Genomic DNA, 15,894 nt, shown 5'->3' with positions numbered 1-15,894 from the left:
AAGGCCCCTGTTCGGCCGCCCGTCAAGCCCGAGAAGGCGTCAAGCGCCCGGAGCGGGCGGCGGGGTCAGGAGATAGCCGAGGCCACGGACGGTCTGGATGATGTCGACGTCGAGCTTCTTGCGGATGCGGCCGACGAAGACCTCGATGGTGTTGGAGTCGCGGTCGAAGTCCTGGTCGTAGAGATGCTCGACCAGCTCGGTGCGGGAAACGACGCGCCCGGAATGGTGCATCAGGTAGGCCAGAAGCCGATATTCGTGCGAGGTCATCTTGACGGGATTGCCGGAGACGCTGACCCGGCCGGTCCTGGTGTCGAGCGTGACCGGGCCGCAGCTGAGTTCGCTCTGGGCATGACCGGTGGAGCGGCGCAGCAGCGCGCGGATGCGGGCCAGCACTTCCTCCAGATGGAACGGCTTTGCGACGTAGTCGTCGGCGCCGGCGTCGAAGCCCTGGACCTTGTCGCTCCAGCGGTCGCGCGCGGTCAGGATCAGGACCGGCATGGTGCGGCCGTTGCGGCGCCAGGCCTCCAGCACCGAGATGCCGTCCTTCTTCGGCAGGCCGATGTCGAGCACGACGGCATCGTACGGCTCGTTGTCGCCGAGATAGTGCCCCTCCTCCCCGTCGAAGGCGCGGTCGACGACATAGCCGGCGTCCGTCAGCGCCTTGGTGAGCTGGCGATTGAGATCGGGGTCGTCCTCAACAACGAGCAGGCGCACGCTTCTCTCCAAAGATGGGCCGCATGAATGACGGCCTCAGATGAGCAATTCCGGCGTGAACTGAATATGAACGCGGGGAACCGGCCGCGTTACTTTTTGGTCATATACGCCCTGTCGCGCGCCGACGCGACTGCGCCCGCCAGGCCGCCGGACGAGCCGGCGGCATGGCGGGCGCAATGTGCCGCGTTACGCGGCGAGTCGGAAGGCCCGGGACGTTCGGATCCGGCCGTCAGGTCCGGAAGAATACGAACCAGATGACAGCGAGGATCAGGATCGCGAGCCCGGTCGAGATGGCGAGCAGCGCGGCCACCGACGGCCCGGGTTCGCCCTGGCGCGCCTCGGTTGCAGTTTCGACGATCTGATGCTGGTCTCGCGTGGTTGCCATGATGCCCTCAATCTCTAATCTCTGCGTCTCGCCTCCGATGACCGCAACCTCCTCACGGCCCTGTGTCCTGAGCCAACGCCCGATCCGATACGATGTTCCGGCTCTTGCCGTGGGCTCGGGCAGCAATCGCACGCGGGGCGGCCGGTTAACGCAGTTGCAAGATTCCGCACCGAGCCGTGTATGATTCGGTGTTCCCCGATGGTATCCTCATAAGTCGGTCCCCGTTGCGTTTGGAGTAGCCCATGGCCCCCCGCGCCAATTGGAAGGGTTTTTTGCGTTTGTCGCTCGTGACCTGCCCGGTCGCGCTCTATCCGGCCACTTCGGATACCGAGAAGGTCTCCTTCAACCAGATCAACCGCAAGACCGGCCACCGGATCAAGTACCTCAAGGTCGACGCCGAGACCGGTGACGAGGTGACCTCCGAGGACATCGTCAAGGGCTACAAGGTCGACACCGACACCTATATCGAGGTCACCAAGGACGAGCTCGATGACATCGCGCTCGACTCCACGCACACGATCGATATCGACGAGTTCGTGCCGAAGGCCGACATCGACAACCGCTATCTGATCCGCCCCTACTATCTCGTGCCCGACGGCAAGGTTGGCCACGACGCATTTGCGGTGATCCGCGAGACCATCCGCAGCATGGACAAGGTCGCGATCGGCCGCGTGGTGCTGACCAACCGCGAGCACATCATCGCGCTGGAGCCGCTCGAGAGCGGCCTGATGGGCACGCTGCTGCGCTACCCCTACGAGGTCCGCAGCGAGAAGGAATATTTCGACGAGATCCAGGACGTGAAGCTGACGAAGGACATGCTCGACCTTGCAAAGCACATCGTCGAGAAGAAGTCCGGCGCGTTCGAGCCCGAGCTGTTCGAGGACCATTACGAGGCCGCGCTGATCGATCTCATCAACAAGAAGCGCTCGGGCGCGCCGATCACGGCGAAGGCGGCGCCGAAGAGCGGCGGCAACGTCATCAACCTGATGGACGCGCTGAAGAAGAGCCTCGCGAGCGAGAAGGACGCAGCTCCAGTGGCGAAGGTCGCCAAGGAGACCGTCAAGGGCAAGAAGCCGAAGAAGCGCGTCGAAGGCCAGCGCGAGATGCTGCTGCCGATATCAGGCAAGGGCGGCAAGGAGGCCGCGGCGAAAACGGCCCCCAAGGAAGCCTCGAAGAAGGCCGACAAGCCGGTGCGCGCGCCGGCGCGGGCGAAGAAGGCCGGTTAGCGGCACGCAGCTTACGATCGCGCCGTGATGTCTCCCCTCGCCGGTCGGCCGGCCTGACATGCCCTGGTCGGCGGCGTTCGACGATCCGATCTCGTTGCGCAACGGGCGCCAGCTGCGGACGCTGCAACAGGCGGCCGATCACATCATGCAGCTGCCCGAGGACGCGCAGCACGCGAGCCACTGGCAGACCGCGATCGAGACCCTGATCCACGCGGCCGAGACGGGCGGCGGCTGGATGATGTTCGCCCGCATCGCGATGTTGCGGGCGCTGAACGCGGACATCGGTCGCAAGTAAGCCTCACCCGGCGCGGCGTCGCCTTGCAGCCTTTGCCCTGCTGAGACATAGCCTCAACAATCCGTTAAGCGGCGCCATCGCTTTCTGCGCCCGCCCGCGAGGCACCAAGTAATCCTACGGAAGACAAAATTAACCGTCGATTCCCGTTGCGTACCACAAGGTCGCGCCGTCGATCGAACCAGGGTTTGCACGCGGTGCAGCAGCAGGACGCCAGAAAGAACTACATCGGCCTCGTGAACGACACGACCGAGGACAAGCGCCTCGCAGACAGCGCGGCGCGGTCACAGCCGCGCGTCATGAGCTATCTGGTCGGGCGCCTCGCAGCGGCCCTGAGACGCCCCGGCAAGGCCGCACCTGGACGCGCGATCAAGTCCTGAGCGACGACGCCGTCAAATCCACCCGAATTGGGTGACGAAACCTTAAGTCAATAAATGCCAGCATATAAGGCCTGAGGTCGCGGTCCGCCCCCGCCTGCAATTTGACGCGCGCCCTGCGAAAGTTAGTGAATCAATTTACCATTCCGAAAACGGCGCCAGCCTATGTTGGACGGATGAACGGGAGTTGACGATGGCATTGCTCAGGTCATTTCTTGCCGATGAACGCGCCGCTACCGCTATCGAGTATTGCCTGATTGCCGCCGGCATCGCGCTCGTGATCGTCACGGTCGTGAACAACACGGGCAGCGCGCTCCTGAATAACAAGTTCAACTCGATCGACGCGGCCACGAAATAGGCGGCATACCCCGGTCCGAGGTGACCTGCGACGGCGCGCAGACCTGCCGGCGTGGCAGACCATGATCTGGGTCAACAGCACCAGGAGCGCGATGGCTCAGCATGGAGGCCGAGCTTCCTCCCTGCCGGCCCGTCCATGCACCCAGACCTCCCGCACTCCCAACTGAAGATCCGCCGCGTTCGCCTCGATACCGGCCGCGAGAACGTCGTCGTCATCTCCGGTCAATCGAAGGCGCTGCGCGCGGAGATCTTTCGCGGCTTCAGCCGCGTCGAGCTCCGTCTCAATGGCAAGGTGCTGCTGGCGACGCTGCTGATCACGGACGACGACACCTTGGCGGCCCAGGACGAGATCGGCCTCTCCGAGCCCGCATTCCGCCGTTTCGCCGAACCGGTCGGCACGCTGGTCTCGGTGACGCCCGCTTCGCCGCCGGAGAGCCTTGAAGCGGTGCGCGCGAAGATCCGCGGGCGAACCTTGAGCCAGGCGGAGATCGGCGCGATCATCAACGACCTCGCGCATTATCGCTACTCCGACATGGAGATCGCCGCCTTCCTGATCGGCTCGGCGAGCTTCATCACCAGCGACGAGCTCCTGGCCCTCACCGGGGCGATGGCCCAGGCCGGCACGCAGCTGGTATGGCCGGACCCGGTCGTCGTCGACAAGCACTGCATCGGCGGCATTCCCGGCAATCGCACCTCGATGGTGGTGGTGCCGATCGTCGCCGCGCATGGCCTGCCGATCCCCAAGACCTCCTCGCGCGCCATCACCTCGCCCGCCGGCACCGCCGACACGATGGAGGTTCTGGCGCGGGTGAATGTCGGCGTCGAGGAGATGAAGGCGATCGTCTCGGCCTGCAACGGCTGCCTGATCTGGGGCGGCCACGTGAACCTGTCGCCGGCCGACGACGTCCTGATCTCGGTCGAGCGCCCGCTGAGCCTCGATACCCGCGAGCAGATGGTCGCCTCCATCATGTCCAAGAAGATCGCGGCGGGCTCGACGCATCTGCTGATCGACATCCCGGTCGGGCCGACCGCGAAGGTCACCGGCGCCGTCGAGGCGATGCGGCTGCGCAAGCTGTTCGAATTCGTCGGCGACCGGTTCGGCCGCACGGTCGAAGTGATCACGACCGACGGCCGCCAGCCGATCGGCAACGGCATCGGGCCGGTGCTCGAGGCCAACGACGTGATGGCGGTGCTCGGCAACGATAAGGATGCGCCGCGCGACCTGCGCGAGAAGTCGCTGCGGCTCGCCGCCCATCTGCTGGAATACGATCCGAAGCTGCGCGGCGGCGCCGGCTATGCGCGGGCGCGCGAACTGCTCGAGAGCGGCGCGGCGCTGAAGCAGATGCAGAAGATCATCGACGCCCAGGGCCCGTCGACATGCAGCACCGAACTGGGATCGCTCAGCTTCGACGTCAAGGCGGCGCACGACGGCACGGTGTCCGCGATCGACTGTCTGCGGCTGAACCGGCTCGCCCGCACCGCCGGCGCGCCGCTCGACAAGGGCGCCGGCATCCGCCTGTTCAAGAAGATCGGCGACCACGTCGAGCAGGGCGAGCCGCTCTACCGCGTCTACGCCTTCGACCGGCCCGAGCATGATCTCGTTGCCTCCGCCGCCGCAGCGGAGAACGGTTACGCCGTCGATGGTCACGACGCGCTCCCGGGCAAGACAGCGTCGTGAGCACGATCGCGTTCCAGACCCTGCCGTTCGGCACCGAGGCGGCGAAGCGTCTCGCGGCGCGGCTTGGGCTTGCCTGCGACGAGATGACCCTGCACCGCTTCCCGGATAGCGAGGTGCGCGTCACGATCGCGCCGGCAGCCGACACCACCATCCTCTATGCCGCGCTCGACCAACCCAACGACAAGCTGATCGCCCTGCTGTTCGCCGCAGAGGCGCTGCGACGCGGCGGAGCGAAGCGGCTGGTGCTGGTCGCGCCCTATCTCTGCTACATGCGGCAGGACATTGCGTTCCATGCGGGCGAGGCCATCAGCCAGCGCGCCATGGGCGGCCTCGTTGCGACGATCGTGGACCGCGTCATCACCGTGGATGCGCATCTGCATCGCACCAGCGACATCGCCGCCGTATTTCCCGGCATCGAGGCGGAGAACCTGTCCGCGATGCCGGCGATCGCGAACGCGCTTGTCGTGGCCGGCATCGATCCGGCAACCGTCGTGATCGGCCCCGATGCCGAATCCGAGCCCTGGGTGAGAGACCTCGCGGGGCGGCTGGACTTGCGGCACACGGTCGCGCGAAAGATCCGGCGCGGCGATCGCTCCGTCGAGATCGACTTTGCCGATGCCGCCCTGCTCGCGGGTCGGCCGGCGCTGATGGTCGATGATATCGTCTCCTCCGGGACGACGCTGATGGTCGCGGCAAGGACGTTGAAGGCGGCGGGCGCAAGCGCCGTCGATTCCGTCGTGACGCACGCGCTGTTTCCACCCGCGATGATCGCCGCATTCGCCGATGCAGGCATCCGCTCCATTCGCTCGAGCGACAGCGTGCCACATCCGACCAACGCGATCGCGCTCGACGAAATTCTGGCCGCTGCCCTCAAACGCGAGCTCAACCCGACACTTCCGCCGGAGACGACGACATGAGCGTGACTGTTCGATTCTGCGGCGCCGCCCGCACCGTGACCGGCTCGAGCTACCTGTTCCAGACCGCGACCGGGCGCTTCCTGGTCGATTGCGGCCTGTTCCAGGGGCAGAAGACGCTCAAGGCACTCAATTACGGCGCCTTTCCCTTCCGCCCCGCCGACATCCAGGCGGTGCTGCTGACGCACGCCCATATCGACCACAGCGGATTGCTGCCGAAGCTCGTGCGCGAGGGTTTTGACGGACCGATCCTGGCGACGCGCGGCACCATCGACCTCTGCTCCTGGATGCTGCCGGACGCCGGCAGCATCCAGGAGTCGGAGGTCGCGCAGCTCAACCGGCGCAACGCGGCGCGCCGGCGGACGGAGGTCGCGCCGATCTACACGCAGGCCGACGCGACCACATCGCTGCAATCGTTCCGCCCGGTCGACTACGAGCACTGGACCGACGTGATCCCCGGCGTTCGCGCGCGCTACTGGAATGCCGGCCACCTGCTCGGCTCCGCCTCGATCGAGCTGGAATTCGACCAGGACGGCCGGGAACGCCCGTTGGGCGTCCTGCTCTCGGGCGACGTCGGGCCGGAAGCAAAACTGCTCCAGCCCGATCCCCAGGCGCCGGTGGACCTCGACTACGTCATCTGCGAGTCCACCTATGGCGACCGCGTGCGGGCCGCCACCACGCCCGAGCAACGCCGGCAGCATCTCGCAAGCGAGATCCGCGATGCCGCCGCGGCCAAGGGCGCCCTGCTCATCCCCGCCTTCGCGGTCGAGCGGACCCAGGAGCTGATCGTCGACATCGTCCACCTGATGGAGCGAGGCGAAGTTCCGGCGGCGCCGATCTTCCTGGATTCCCCGCTCGCGATCCATGCGACCGAAGTCTTCCGCCAGCATGCCGCGAGCCTCGATCCCGGCGTCGACGTCGATCGCCTCCTCGACTCGCCGCATCTCAAATTCACCGAGACGGTTGCCGAGAGCAAGGCGATCATGCGGCTGAGCGGCTTTCACATCATCATCGCCGCCAGCGGAATGTGCGACGCGGGCCGCATCCGCCATCACCTCAAGCGCTGGCTGTGGAACGAGCGCGCGACCGTGCTCCTCTCCGGCTTCCAGGCGCACGGCACGCTCGGCCGCTTCCTCCAGGACGGCGCCAAGGCCGTGCGGATCCAGGGTGAGGAAATCAGGGTCGCAGCACGCATCCGGATGATCGACGAATATTCCGGACATGCCGACGCCGCCGGCATCGCCGGCTGGATCGCGGCGCGCCGCCCGATCACCCGAGGCCTGTTCCTCACCCACGGCGAGCAGGATGCGATCGCCGGTCTTGCCGAACGGCTGGGCGAACGCATCCTTCCGGCCGCGAAGATCTATCAGCCGGTGCTCGACGATATCTACGAGCTCGAGGCGCCCGAGCCGCGCGTGCTCGACGTCGACCATCGCCGCCGGCTGACGCCCGAGGCCGTGACCCGCCTCGACTGGCACAACGAGATGTCGGAGCTGATGCTCGACATCAGCGACAAGGTCGCAGCCGCCGCCGACGACCGCGCCCGCGGCGTCATCATCCGCAGGCTGCGGCGCGCGTTGCAGGAAAATGGGCGGTAGCGCGGCAGTGGCGCATCCGACCGCCGGCCCTGGTTGCCATGGCCGTATCGTCGCGTGCGCGGTAGAATTGAGCCTCCGTTAATGCAACGACACGAACATCGCGGAATTTCCTTTTCATTAGCGCTGTGCATACGGCAACGGCGCCCAGCTGCTGCGTGACGTTTGATCTTTACGATGTTCGCGTTATGCACGTTGTGTCGTGCAATTGCACCTTTGCAGAGCGCAGGCTCGAACCCCAGCGGCCCGATCACATGGCATCTTCCGACAGGCCGACCTTGACGATCCGGGCTCGTCTTGGCTCGGACCGATCGGTGACGATCGCCGTTCTTGCAATGCTGGCGGCCGTCTCGTTTCTTCCGGTGCTGCTGACCCCTATTCCCGCGATGGTCGATTATCCCAATCACCTCGCCCGCATGTATATTTTGAGCCAGAGCGGCACTCCCAACGCCAATCCGCATTACGAGGTGGCCTGGGCATTCTATCCCAACCTTGGAATGGACCTGCTGGTCCCGCAGATGGCGCGGCTGATGAGCGTCGAAAACGCCACACGGCTGTTTCTGCTCCTGAGCCAATTGTTGATCGTAGGGGGCGCGCTTCTGCTCGAATGGGCCCGCAAGGGACGTGTCCATCTCGCCGGCTTTGCGGCGCTCGCCTTCCTCTACTGCCTGCCGTTCAGCTGGGGCTTCGTGAATTTCGAGTTCGGGCTGGGCCTCACCCTCTGGGGCATCGCCGTCTATCTGATGCTGGCAGAAGGCCCATGGCCACGGCGCTTCGTCGTCAACACGGTCTTCGTCGCTGCGCTGTATGCGGCGCATTTCTTTTCCCTCGGCATCTACGGCGCGACGCTGGGCCTTTACGAGCTCTGGCGCATCCGCCATCACGGAATATCGTACCGGGTCGCGGCCGCGCGGCTTGGCGCGCTGGCCATACCGGCGCTCGTCCTGTTCGGGATCATGCACATGACTGCAGGCTCGATCGGAAGCGAAGGTACGAGCTGGTTCCTCGGCTTCAAGCCGATCTGGCCGTTGCGCATCATGAACGGCTACAATTTGACGCTATCGGCAATGACCGGGCTGGCGCTGATAATCTCGTTGCTTTTCGCCGCAAGACGCGGCGTGCTCAAGCTCGAGCCGGCCGGAATCTGGCTCGCGATCGGCTTTGCGCTCCTGTACCTCGTCATTCCCTCGAAGCTGTTCGGAACCTCGTTTGTCGACCTCCGCGTGATTCCCGCCGCGGCTCTGATCCTGCCGGCCTTCTGCTCGCTGTCCCTGCCCAACCGTGCCTGGAGAATGGCTGCGCTCGCTGCGATCAGCGGCATCATCCTGATCAACCTCGCCGTGGTCCTCGCGGTGTGGCTGCCTTACCGCGCCGACTATGCGGCCATCATCAGGTCGTTCGAAAAGATCGATCGCGGCTCACGCGTCCTCGTTGGCAGCACGGGCGATCATGGAGACCCGCCCTTCGCCGACCTCACGTCCTACCCAATGTTCTATGCGCCGACGCTGGCCGTGCACTATGCCAACGCCTTCGTGCCCAATTTATTCACGGAAGCGGGCAAGCAGCCGGTGCGGCCACGCGAGGCCGTGCGCCGTCTTGCCATTCCCTACGGAGGGCCGGTGCCGTCAGGCCTGCTGACGGCGATTGCGACAGGCCGGCCGCGGGCGGACGTTCCGCTGTTCGTCCGCACCTGGTACCAGGATTTCGACTATCTCTATGTGCTTGGACCGCCCGCGCCTAACCCGCTGCCGGATCTGCTGGACGAGCTGGACACCTCGGAACGATTTGTTCTCTACAAGATCCGCCGCAGGTCCTAGAGCGAAGCCACAGTTGCAAAGCGTGGTTAATCGGGCCTCACCATTCCGCTCTCTCTCCCGGCTCCCAGCCGCCCTCGGGCCGTCCGCCCCTGCCGCATCGCCCCGGAGCCCTAGATCCTTAACAGTTGTGGCAAGGCGACCTTAACCACCTGCGATTAGACTTCCGCCCCTGCAACCGAGTTGGACCCTCTCGCATGGCGGCCAGTTTCAAATCGATCCGCTACAGCCTCGTCATCCCCGTGTTCAACGAGGAAGCCGTGCTGCCGATCCTGCTGCGCCGGCTCGACCTGGTATTGTCCCGGCTCGACGGGCCCGCGGAAGCGATCTTCGTCGACGACGGCAGCAGCGATTCCAGCTCGATCGTGCTGCGGGCGCTCGCCACGCGCGACCCGCGCTTTCGCTATATCGGCTTGTCGCGAAATTTCGGCCATCAGATCGCCATCACCGCCGGCATGGACGCCGCGCAAGGTGAAGCGATCATCGTCATGGATGCCGATCTGCAGGATCCGCCCGAAGTGATCGAGCAATTGATCGCAAAATGGAAGGAAGGCAACGACATCGTCCACGCCCGCCGCCTGTCGCGCGACGGCGAAAGCCGATTCAAGCGTGCGACCGCGCACCTCTTCTACCGGCTTCTCGGCAGGATGTCCTCTGTCGGCATCCCCGCCGATGTCGGCGATTTCCGCCTGATCGACCGCAAGGTGCTCGACGCACTTCGGCAGATGCCGGAGCGGGACCGCTTCGTCCGCGGCATGATCGCCTGGCTCGGCTTCCGGCAGACCGAGGTCACCTTCCATCGTCTCGAGCGCGCAGCGGGCGAAACCAAATACCCGCTGTTCAAGATGGTGCGGCTCGCGATGAACGCCGCGCTTGGCTTTTCGGATCTGCCCTTGCGGCTTGCCATCTGGTGCGGATTGGCGGTCTCGGGACTCGCACTCCTCTACGGCGGCTGGGTGATCCTGCTGTGGCTCAGCAAAGACAGTCATCTCGTCACCGGCTGGTCCTCGACGATCGTCGTCGTGTCCCTGCTGTGCGGAATCAACATGCTGATGACGGGCATCGTGGGGCTTTATGTCGGCCGCATCCATGCCGAGGTGAAACGCCGCCCGCTCTACGTGGTGCAGACGCGGGCCGGCTTCGATCGCAGCGAGGCGGCAGCCGCGGCGCCCGCGATCCACGCCGTCAACGAGTGACCCCGCGCATGACCGAACTCTTTGACGGTTACCACGACAACTACCGTGACGTCGTCCAATCATCGATCGACTTTTCTGGCTTGCCGCATCATTTCTTCATGCGCGCCAAGGCCGATCTCCTGCGCGATCTGATCGCGCAGCGGCTGGACGCGGAGCAGCCCGAAATGCTGGACGTCGGCTGCGGTGTCGGCAGCCTTCATCCCCTGCTGCACGGCATGGTCGGCCGCTTGAGCGGTATCGACGTTTCTTCGGCCAGCCTGGCGCAGGCTCGCGCCGACAACCGCGGCGTCGACTACCGTGAGTTCGACGGCCGCACCTTTCCTTTCGACGACGCCAGCTTCGATCTGGTCACGGCCATCTGCGTGATGCACCATATCGTGCCAACCGAATGGGCGCAGTTCATCGCCGAGATGCGGCGAGTGACGCGCCCCGGGGGGCTCGTCTGCGTGATCGAGCACAATCCGTACAACCCGCTGACACGCCTTGCCGTGGCGCGCTGTGAGTTCGACCGGGACGCCGTCTTGCTCAGCGCCGGCACCACCCGAAAGTTGATGGCTGCGGACGGTTTACGCGAGATCGGCGCGCGCCATTTCCTGCTGCTCCCCTGGGACACCAAGCCGGCGCGGCGCCTGGAAGGTGCCCTGAGCGGCGTGTCGCTCGGAGGCCAATACGCGGCCTTCGGGACCGCTTGACTTATCTCTGCGGCGTATCTCGCCGCTTGTGCACGACCGCCACATCGTCGCTGTAGACGCGCTGCCACTGGGGCAGCCGGTCGAGCATCGCGACCGCCGGCGTCCGCGGTGCGAGCAGCGTCGCGCCGATCTTGTATTCATCGAGCAACTTGAGAAAATCTCCGAGGTCGACCAGCGCTACGGCGCGGTTGTAGCGGTCGATGAACGGTCCCCCGTACAGTTCGCCGCGACCATCGATAAAGGTGGGAATGCCGGCGAAGATCAAATAGCCGCCGAAGGAATAATCGTTGAGCACGGGCCCCGTCCTGGCGAGGTCGGCCTGAGCGATGGCGGCCTGAGGGGTGATGATCGGAGCCGGCCGGATGTCACGCGCGAGGGCCGCCCCGCTCACCGCGATCAACATAGCGAACGCAGCCAGATTCAGGCCGCGCGACGAGCCGGCCGCATCGTCCCCGGTCGGTCCGCCGAACTTCCGACCCAGCGGAGCCGCCAGGTAGAGCGGCGCCAGCATGGCCAGCAGATCCGCATTGCGTATCTGCGCCAGCGCGAAATGGAGCAAGCCGATCACCACCAGGGCCCGCACGAGCGGCAGCGTCACGCCGCGCGAGAGCGCAAGAATACCACCCAGCAGCAGCAACTCGAAGCCGCCGACGCGGCTGAAATCCTGCGGCCGCCATTCGGCGATCCAGGCGAGCGCGGGGCCGAGGCCGAGTGTCGTCAGCGGCATCAGCAGCGGTTCCGGCCCGTAGGGCGTCAGGCAGGACGCCGCAAGTGCGAGCGCCGAGAATGGCAGCCACCGCAACAGCACGCGCGACCATTCGCTTCGCTCCTCACGCAGCAGCGCCTCGAGCACCGCCGGGCCGATCAGCCCAAGCGCCAGCACCACGCTGCCGTGCAGATTGGCCCACAGCACCAGCAGCGGCAGGGCCCAGTAGGGCGGAGGCCCCCCACGATCCATGCAGCGCACCAGGGCGGCCGCCCAAGTCACCATCACCGGCAGCACGAGCACGTGTGGCCGCGCCAGCATATGCGGCGCCGACAAGATGACGGCCGCGATCACCATGAGCAGCGTCAGGGCTGGCGAAAGCTCGCGCAGCAGGAAGAACGTCAGCAGGCCAAAGGCGAGCGCGATCGCCGCCGCGGCGACGACGAGGACGCCTGGCCAGCCGGACAGCGCGTAGACCGCGGCGTACACGATCTCCGAGAGCCATTCGAAGGTGATCCAGGGCGCGCCGTGCATCGAAAAGGAAAAAGGGTCGCTCGCCGGCAGGGCGCCATGCGCCATGATCCAGCGCCCGACCTTGATGTGAGAATAGCTGTCGGGATCATTGAGCAGCCGCTGTCCAAGAATCAGCAGCACGGCATAGACGCCGAGGCCCACCAGCCAGGGGAGCGCTGCACGCGCCGAAAACGGTTGGACCTCGCTGTGCACGACCTGCTCACTCATGGCGAGCGCAAGTTAAGGCCCAAGCGTTAAATTCTTCTTCGACGTTCACCGCGCCTGGCCCGGCGCGAGGCGGACCGGTTACCGTTTGTGAACCATGTTCTTGACGCTGGGCGAACGCATCCTTCCGGCCGCGAAGATCCATCGGCCGGCAATGCGGCGGCTCTCCGGAAAATCAAGCTGTTCTCAAGACAAACAAAAGCCCTTCCGAAGGATTCCACCAAGCTGGAACTGGCATCTCGGCCTACAGCCGTTGTCGTTTGCCGTTCACCCCCGGTGGCATCGCGAAACGCGTCATGATCCTGCCATACGGTCTGTTCTGACGATGACGCGAGCGAGAAGCGCACATGGCTGTCACAGCAAATTTTTCCGCCGGAATTCTCACCACCTTTGGCAACGGCCAGAACAACACAATCGCGTTGGGCCGCAATGCGGCCGGAACGATCGTCGTCAACGGCGGCGCGGTCGCGATCAAAGGCGGACCCGCGACGGTCGCCAACACCAAGTTGATCCAGGCCTTCGGCCAGGACGGCAACGACACCATCACGATCGACGAGAGCAACGGCGCGATGCCTGCGGCGAATCTGTTTGGCGGCGCCGGCAACGATACGCTGACCGGCGGGTCCGGCGGCGACATGCTGTTCGGGCAGTCCGGCAACGACACGCTGCTCGGCAAAGGCGGCAACGATCTGCTGTTCGGCGGCTCCGGCAATGACGTGCTGATCGGCGGCGACGGCAACGACCAGATGTTCGGTGAGGCCGGTAACGACCGCATGATCTGGAACCCCGGCGACGACAGCGACCTGATGGAAGGCGGCGAAGGCATCGACACCGCCGAGGTGAACGGCGGCAACGGCGGCGAGGTCTTTGCCATCACGGCCAATGGCACGCGCGTGCGCTTCGACCGCGTCGACCCCGCGCCGTTCTCGCTGGACATCGGCACCACCGAGAATCTCGTGGTCAATGCCAATGGCGGCGACGATGTCATCACCGCCACCGGCAATCTCGCCGCGCTCATCAATCTGACGATCGACGGCGGCGCCGGCAATGACACGATCCTCGGCGGCAATGGTGCGGACCGCCTGCTGGGCGGCGACGGCAACGATTTCATCGACGGCAACCAGGGCAACGACACCGCCCTGCTGGGCGCCGGCAACGATACCTTCCAGTGGGACCCGGGCGACGGCAGCGACAAGGTCGAAGGACAGGCCGGATCAGACACCCTGCTGTTCAACGGCTCGAACATCGGCGAGAACATGGTTGTTTCCGCAGCAAATGGCGGACGCACGCTGCTGACCCGCGATGTCGGCAACATCACGATGGACCTGAACGGCATCGAGACCATCACGATCAATGCGCGCGGCGGCAGCGACAACATCGTCGTCAGCAACCTGGCGGGAACCGATGTCAAGCAGGTCAATGTCGATCTCGGATCGGCCGGGACCGGCGACGGTGCGGCTGATACGGTGACGCTCGAGGGCACGCGCGCAGCCGATACGATCCAGGTGTCCGGCTCGGGCACGTCAGTTTCGGTCACAGGATTGCCCGCCGCACTCGCCATTACCAACGCGGAAGGCGCCAACGATGCGCTCGTCATCGACGGCCTCGGCGGCAACGACACGATCTCGGCGGCTGCGCTTGCCGCGGGGGTCGTGCACCTGACGATCGACGGCGGCGCCGGCAACGACACGATCGTCGGCAGCGCCGGCAACGACACGCTGATCGGCGGCGACGGCAATGATTCCGCCGTCGGCGGCCGCGGCGACGACCTCGTGCAGCTCGGCGCCGGCCGCGACGTGTTCCAGTGGAATCCGGGCGATGGCAGCGACACCATCGAAGGCGGCGCCGGTGACGACACGCTGCGGTTCGCCGGTGCGAACATCGCCGAGAACCTCACGATAACGGCGAACGGCGATCACGCCCTGCTCACGCGCGACGTCGGCAACATCACGATGGACCTGCACGGGGTCGAGCACGTCGATATCCACGCGCTGGGCGGCGCCGACCATGTCGTGGTGGGCGACCTGACCGGGACGGATGTGACGCGGGTGAACATCGACCTCGGCGGTTCGGCCGGAACGCCGGACGGCGCCATCGACACCGTCACGGTCGATGCGACCCAGGGTGCCGACACATTCGGCGTCGCCGGCAATGCCGGCGGCGTGACGGTCTTCGGCCTCCACGCGGCCACCAACCTGGCCTCCATGGACGCAACCGATCAACTGACACTCAATGGCCTCGGCGGCGACGACGTGATCGATGCGAGCGGGCTTGCGGCCGGCGTGCTGCAACTCTCGATCAACGGCGGACTTGGCAACGACACCATCCGTGGCAGTCAGGGCGACGACTTGATCAATGGCGGCGACGGAAACGACGTCGCGCTGATGGGCGCGGGCAACGACACCTTCGTCTGGAATCCGGGCGACGACAATGACACGATCGAGGGCCAGGGCGGCACCGACACGCTGCTGTTTAACGGTGCCAACATCGCCGAAACCATCAACATCTTCGCGAATGGAGGGCGTGCCGAGCTGACGCGGGACGTCGCCTCGATCACGATGGACACGCACGGCGTCGAGACGATCGCGTTCAATGCCCGCGGCGGCGCCGACACGATCAATGTCGGCGACATGAGCGGCACCGACGTGACGGAGGTCAAGATCGACCTCGGCGGCGTTCCCGGCACCGCAGGCGGCGACGGCGCGGCCGACAAGATCGTGATCGACGGCACGGGCGGGGACGACGTCATCTCGCTTTCGCTCAACAGCAATGGCGCGCTGGTGATTGACGGTCTCGCAAGCCAGATCGTGATCGAGAACTTCGACTTCAACGACACCATCACCATCAACGGCCTCGGCGGCGACGACGTGATCGAGGCATCGGGCGTCGGCCCCGGCGGGCCGCATCTCATTCTCGACGGCGGCGCCGGCGACGACGTGCTCATCGGCAGCGCGGGCAACGATACGCTGCTCGGCGGGCTCGGCGACGACGTGCTGATCGGTGGCGGCGGAACCGACGTGCTGGACGGAGGGCCCGGCGACAACATCGTGATTCAGTCGTTGCTCGCCCATGCGAGCGTCCACTCGGGGACGCTGATCTGAGGCCGACGATCGCGGTCGCCCGGCGATGGTATGTTTTGCCTGTCGGGCGTAGCCCGGATGGCGCGGAGGGCAATTGCGGGCCCGCGAATCGATGCGGTCGTCCCGGATT

Annotated in this window: 14 protein-coding genes; 11 read left to right on the top strand and 3 right to left on the bottom strand. The window is 65.6% G+C overall.

Annotated elements, in window-relative coordinates; all coding sequences use genetic code 11:
* Positions 1 to 39: 39 nt before the first annotated feature.
* Together XI09_RS25990 and XI09_RS25985 are read right to left on the bottom strand one after the other, a co-directional pair.
* Positions 40 to 714 carry a response regulator transcription factor gene (locus XI09_RS25990; protein ID WP_011085905.1) on the bottom strand — a complete coding sequence of 225 codons (675 nt, stop codon included), beginning with the start codon at positions 712 to 714 and terminating at the stop codon, positions 40 to 42.
* A gap of 229 nt (positions 715 to 943) precedes the next feature.
* The gene (locus tag XI09_RS25985; protein WP_165448146.1) at positions 944 to 1,099 is read right to left on the bottom strand and encodes a hypothetical protein; all 156 of its coding nucleotides are present in this window, start codon (positions 1,097 to 1,099) and stop codon (positions 944 to 946) included.
* A 242-nt stretch (positions 1,100 to 1,341) separates the two neighbouring features.
* Between XI09_RS25985 and ku the strand changes: the two genes are divergently transcribed.
* From ku to XI09_RS25935, 10 genes are all read left to right on the top strand, one after another.
* A complete protein-coding gene (gene ku / locus XI09_RS25980) occupies positions 1,342 to 2,325 on the top strand; it encodes a non-homologous end joining protein Ku (RefSeq protein WP_271569378.1) in 984 nt (327 codons plus the stop codon).
* 58 nt (positions 2,326 to 2,383) lie between these two features.
* The gene (locus XI09_RS25975) at positions 2,384 to 2,620 is read left to right on the top strand and encodes a hypothetical protein (protein ID WP_271569377.1); all 237 of its coding nucleotides are present in this window, start codon (positions 2,384 to 2,386) and stop codon (positions 2,618 to 2,620) included.
* A 194-nt stretch (positions 2,621 to 2,814) separates the two neighbouring features.
* Positions 2,815 to 2,997, top strand: a complete 183-nt coding sequence (locus XI09_RS25970) for a hypothetical protein (RefSeq protein WP_271569408.1) — start codon at positions 2,815 to 2,817, stop codon at positions 2,995 to 2,997.
* Between the two features lie 190 nt (positions 2,998 to 3,187).
* Positions 3,188 to 3,352: a Flp family type IVb pilin gene (locus tag XI09_RS25965; protein WP_271569376.1), complete on the top strand. Its 165-nt coding sequence runs from the start codon at positions 3,188 to 3,190 to the stop codon at positions 3,350 to 3,352.
* 135 nt (positions 3,353 to 3,487) lie between these two features.
* Positions 3,488 to 5,029 carry a thymidine phosphorylase family protein gene (locus XI09_RS25960; RefSeq protein WP_271569375.1) on the top strand — a complete coding sequence of 514 codons (1,542 nt, stop codon included), beginning with the start codon at positions 3,488 to 3,490 and terminating at the stop codon, positions 5,027 to 5,029.
* Positions 5,026 to 5,946, top strand: a complete 921-nt coding sequence (locus XI09_RS25955) for a ribose-phosphate pyrophosphokinase (RefSeq protein WP_271569374.1) — start codon at positions 5,026 to 5,028, stop codon at positions 5,944 to 5,946. Before XI09_RS25960 ends, XI09_RS25955 begins: the two co-directional genes overlap by 4 nt.
* Positions 5,943 to 7,541 (top strand): MBL fold metallo-hydrolase, encoded by a 1,599-nt coding sequence (locus XI09_RS25950; protein ID WP_271569373.1) that lies wholly within the window; start codon positions 5,943 to 5,945, stop codon positions 7,539 to 7,541. Before XI09_RS25955 ends, XI09_RS25950 begins: the two co-directional genes overlap by 4 nt.
* A gap of 251 nt (positions 7,542 to 7,792) precedes the next feature.
* Positions 7,793 to 9,355: a hypothetical protein gene (locus tag XI09_RS25945; protein ID WP_271569372.1), complete on the top strand. Its 1,563-nt coding sequence runs from the start codon at positions 7,793 to 7,795 to the stop codon at positions 9,353 to 9,355.
* Between the two features lie 194 nt (positions 9,356 to 9,549).
* Positions 9,550 to 10,548: a glycosyltransferase family 2 protein gene (locus XI09_RS25940; protein ID WP_271569371.1), complete on the top strand. Its 999-nt coding sequence runs from the start codon at positions 9,550 to 9,552 to the stop codon at positions 10,546 to 10,548.
* Between the two features lie 8 nt (positions 10,549 to 10,556).
* Positions 10,557 to 11,240, top strand: coding sequence for a class I SAM-dependent methyltransferase (locus XI09_RS25935; RefSeq protein WP_271569370.1), 684 nt, complete (start codon positions 10,557 to 10,559; stop codon positions 11,238 to 11,240).
* A gap of 1 nt (position 11,241) precedes the next feature.
* On the opposite strand, the gene XI09_RS25930 is transcribed toward XI09_RS25935, so the two are convergent.
* Positions 11,242 to 12,687: a hypothetical protein gene (locus XI09_RS25930; protein ID WP_271569369.1), complete on the bottom strand. Its 1,446-nt coding sequence runs from the start codon at positions 12,685 to 12,687 to the stop codon at positions 11,242 to 11,244.
* Between the two features lie 344 nt (positions 12,688 to 13,031).
* On the opposite strand from XI09_RS25930, the gene XI09_RS25925 reads away from it, so the two are divergent.
* A complete protein-coding gene (locus XI09_RS25925; RefSeq protein ID WP_271569368.1) occupies positions 13,032 to 15,785 on the top strand; it encodes a beta strand repeat-containing protein in 2,754 nt (917 codons plus the stop codon).
* Positions 15,786 to 15,894 lie beyond the last annotated feature (109 nt).

The organism is Bradyrhizobium sp. CCBAU 11386 (genome assembly GCF_028128955.1).
Lineage (GTDB): Bacteria > Pseudomonadota > Alphaproteobacteria > Rhizobiales > Xanthobacteraceae > Bradyrhizobium.
This window is presented reverse-complemented; position numbering and strand designations above follow the sequence as displayed.

What these genes read in the sequence shown, in the direction of transcription:
- XI09_RS25985 (WP_165448146.1), bottom strand. Translation starts at nt 1,099, where the DNA reads ATGGCAACCACGCGAGACCAGCATCAGATCGTCGAAACTGCAACCGAG.
- ku (WP_271569378.1), top strand. Translation starts at nt 1,342, where the DNA reads ATGGCCCCCCGCGCCAATTGGAAGGGTTTTTTGCGTTTGTCGCTCGTG.
- XI09_RS25965 (WP_271569376.1), top strand. Translation starts at nt 3,188, where the DNA reads ATGGCATTGCTCAGGTCATTTCTTGCCGATGAACGCGCCGCTACCGCT.
- XI09_RS25960 (WP_271569375.1), top strand. Translation starts at nt 3,488, where the DNA reads ATGCACCCAGACCTCCCGCACTCCCAACTGAAGATCCGCCGCGTTCGC.
- XI09_RS25930 (WP_271569369.1), bottom strand. Translation starts at nt 12,687, where the DNA reads ATGAGTGAGCAGGTCGTGCACAGCGAGGTCCAACCGTTTTCGGCGCGT.
- XI09_RS25925 (WP_271569368.1), top strand. Translation starts at nt 13,032, where the DNA reads ATGGCTGTCACAGCAAATTTTTCCGCCGGAATTCTCACCACCTTTGGC.
- XI09_RS25940 (WP_271569371.1), top strand. Translation starts at nt 9,550, where the DNA reads ATGGCGGCCAGTTTCAAATCGATCCGCTACAGCCTCGTCATCCCCGTG.
- XI09_RS25975 (WP_271569377.1), top strand. Translation starts at nt 2,384, where the DNA reads ATGCCCTGGTCGGCGGCGTTCGACGATCCGATCTCGTTGCGCAACGGG.
- XI09_RS25935 (WP_271569370.1), top strand. Translation starts at nt 10,557, where the DNA reads ATGACCGAACTCTTTGACGGTTACCACGACAACTACCGTGACGTCGTC.
- XI09_RS25950 (WP_271569373.1), top strand. Translation starts at nt 5,943, where the DNA reads ATGAGCGTGACTGTTCGATTCTGCGGCGCCGCCCGCACCGTGACCGGC.
- XI09_RS25945 (WP_271569372.1), top strand. Translation starts at nt 7,793, where the DNA reads ATGGCATCTTCCGACAGGCCGACCTTGACGATCCGGGCTCGTCTTGGC.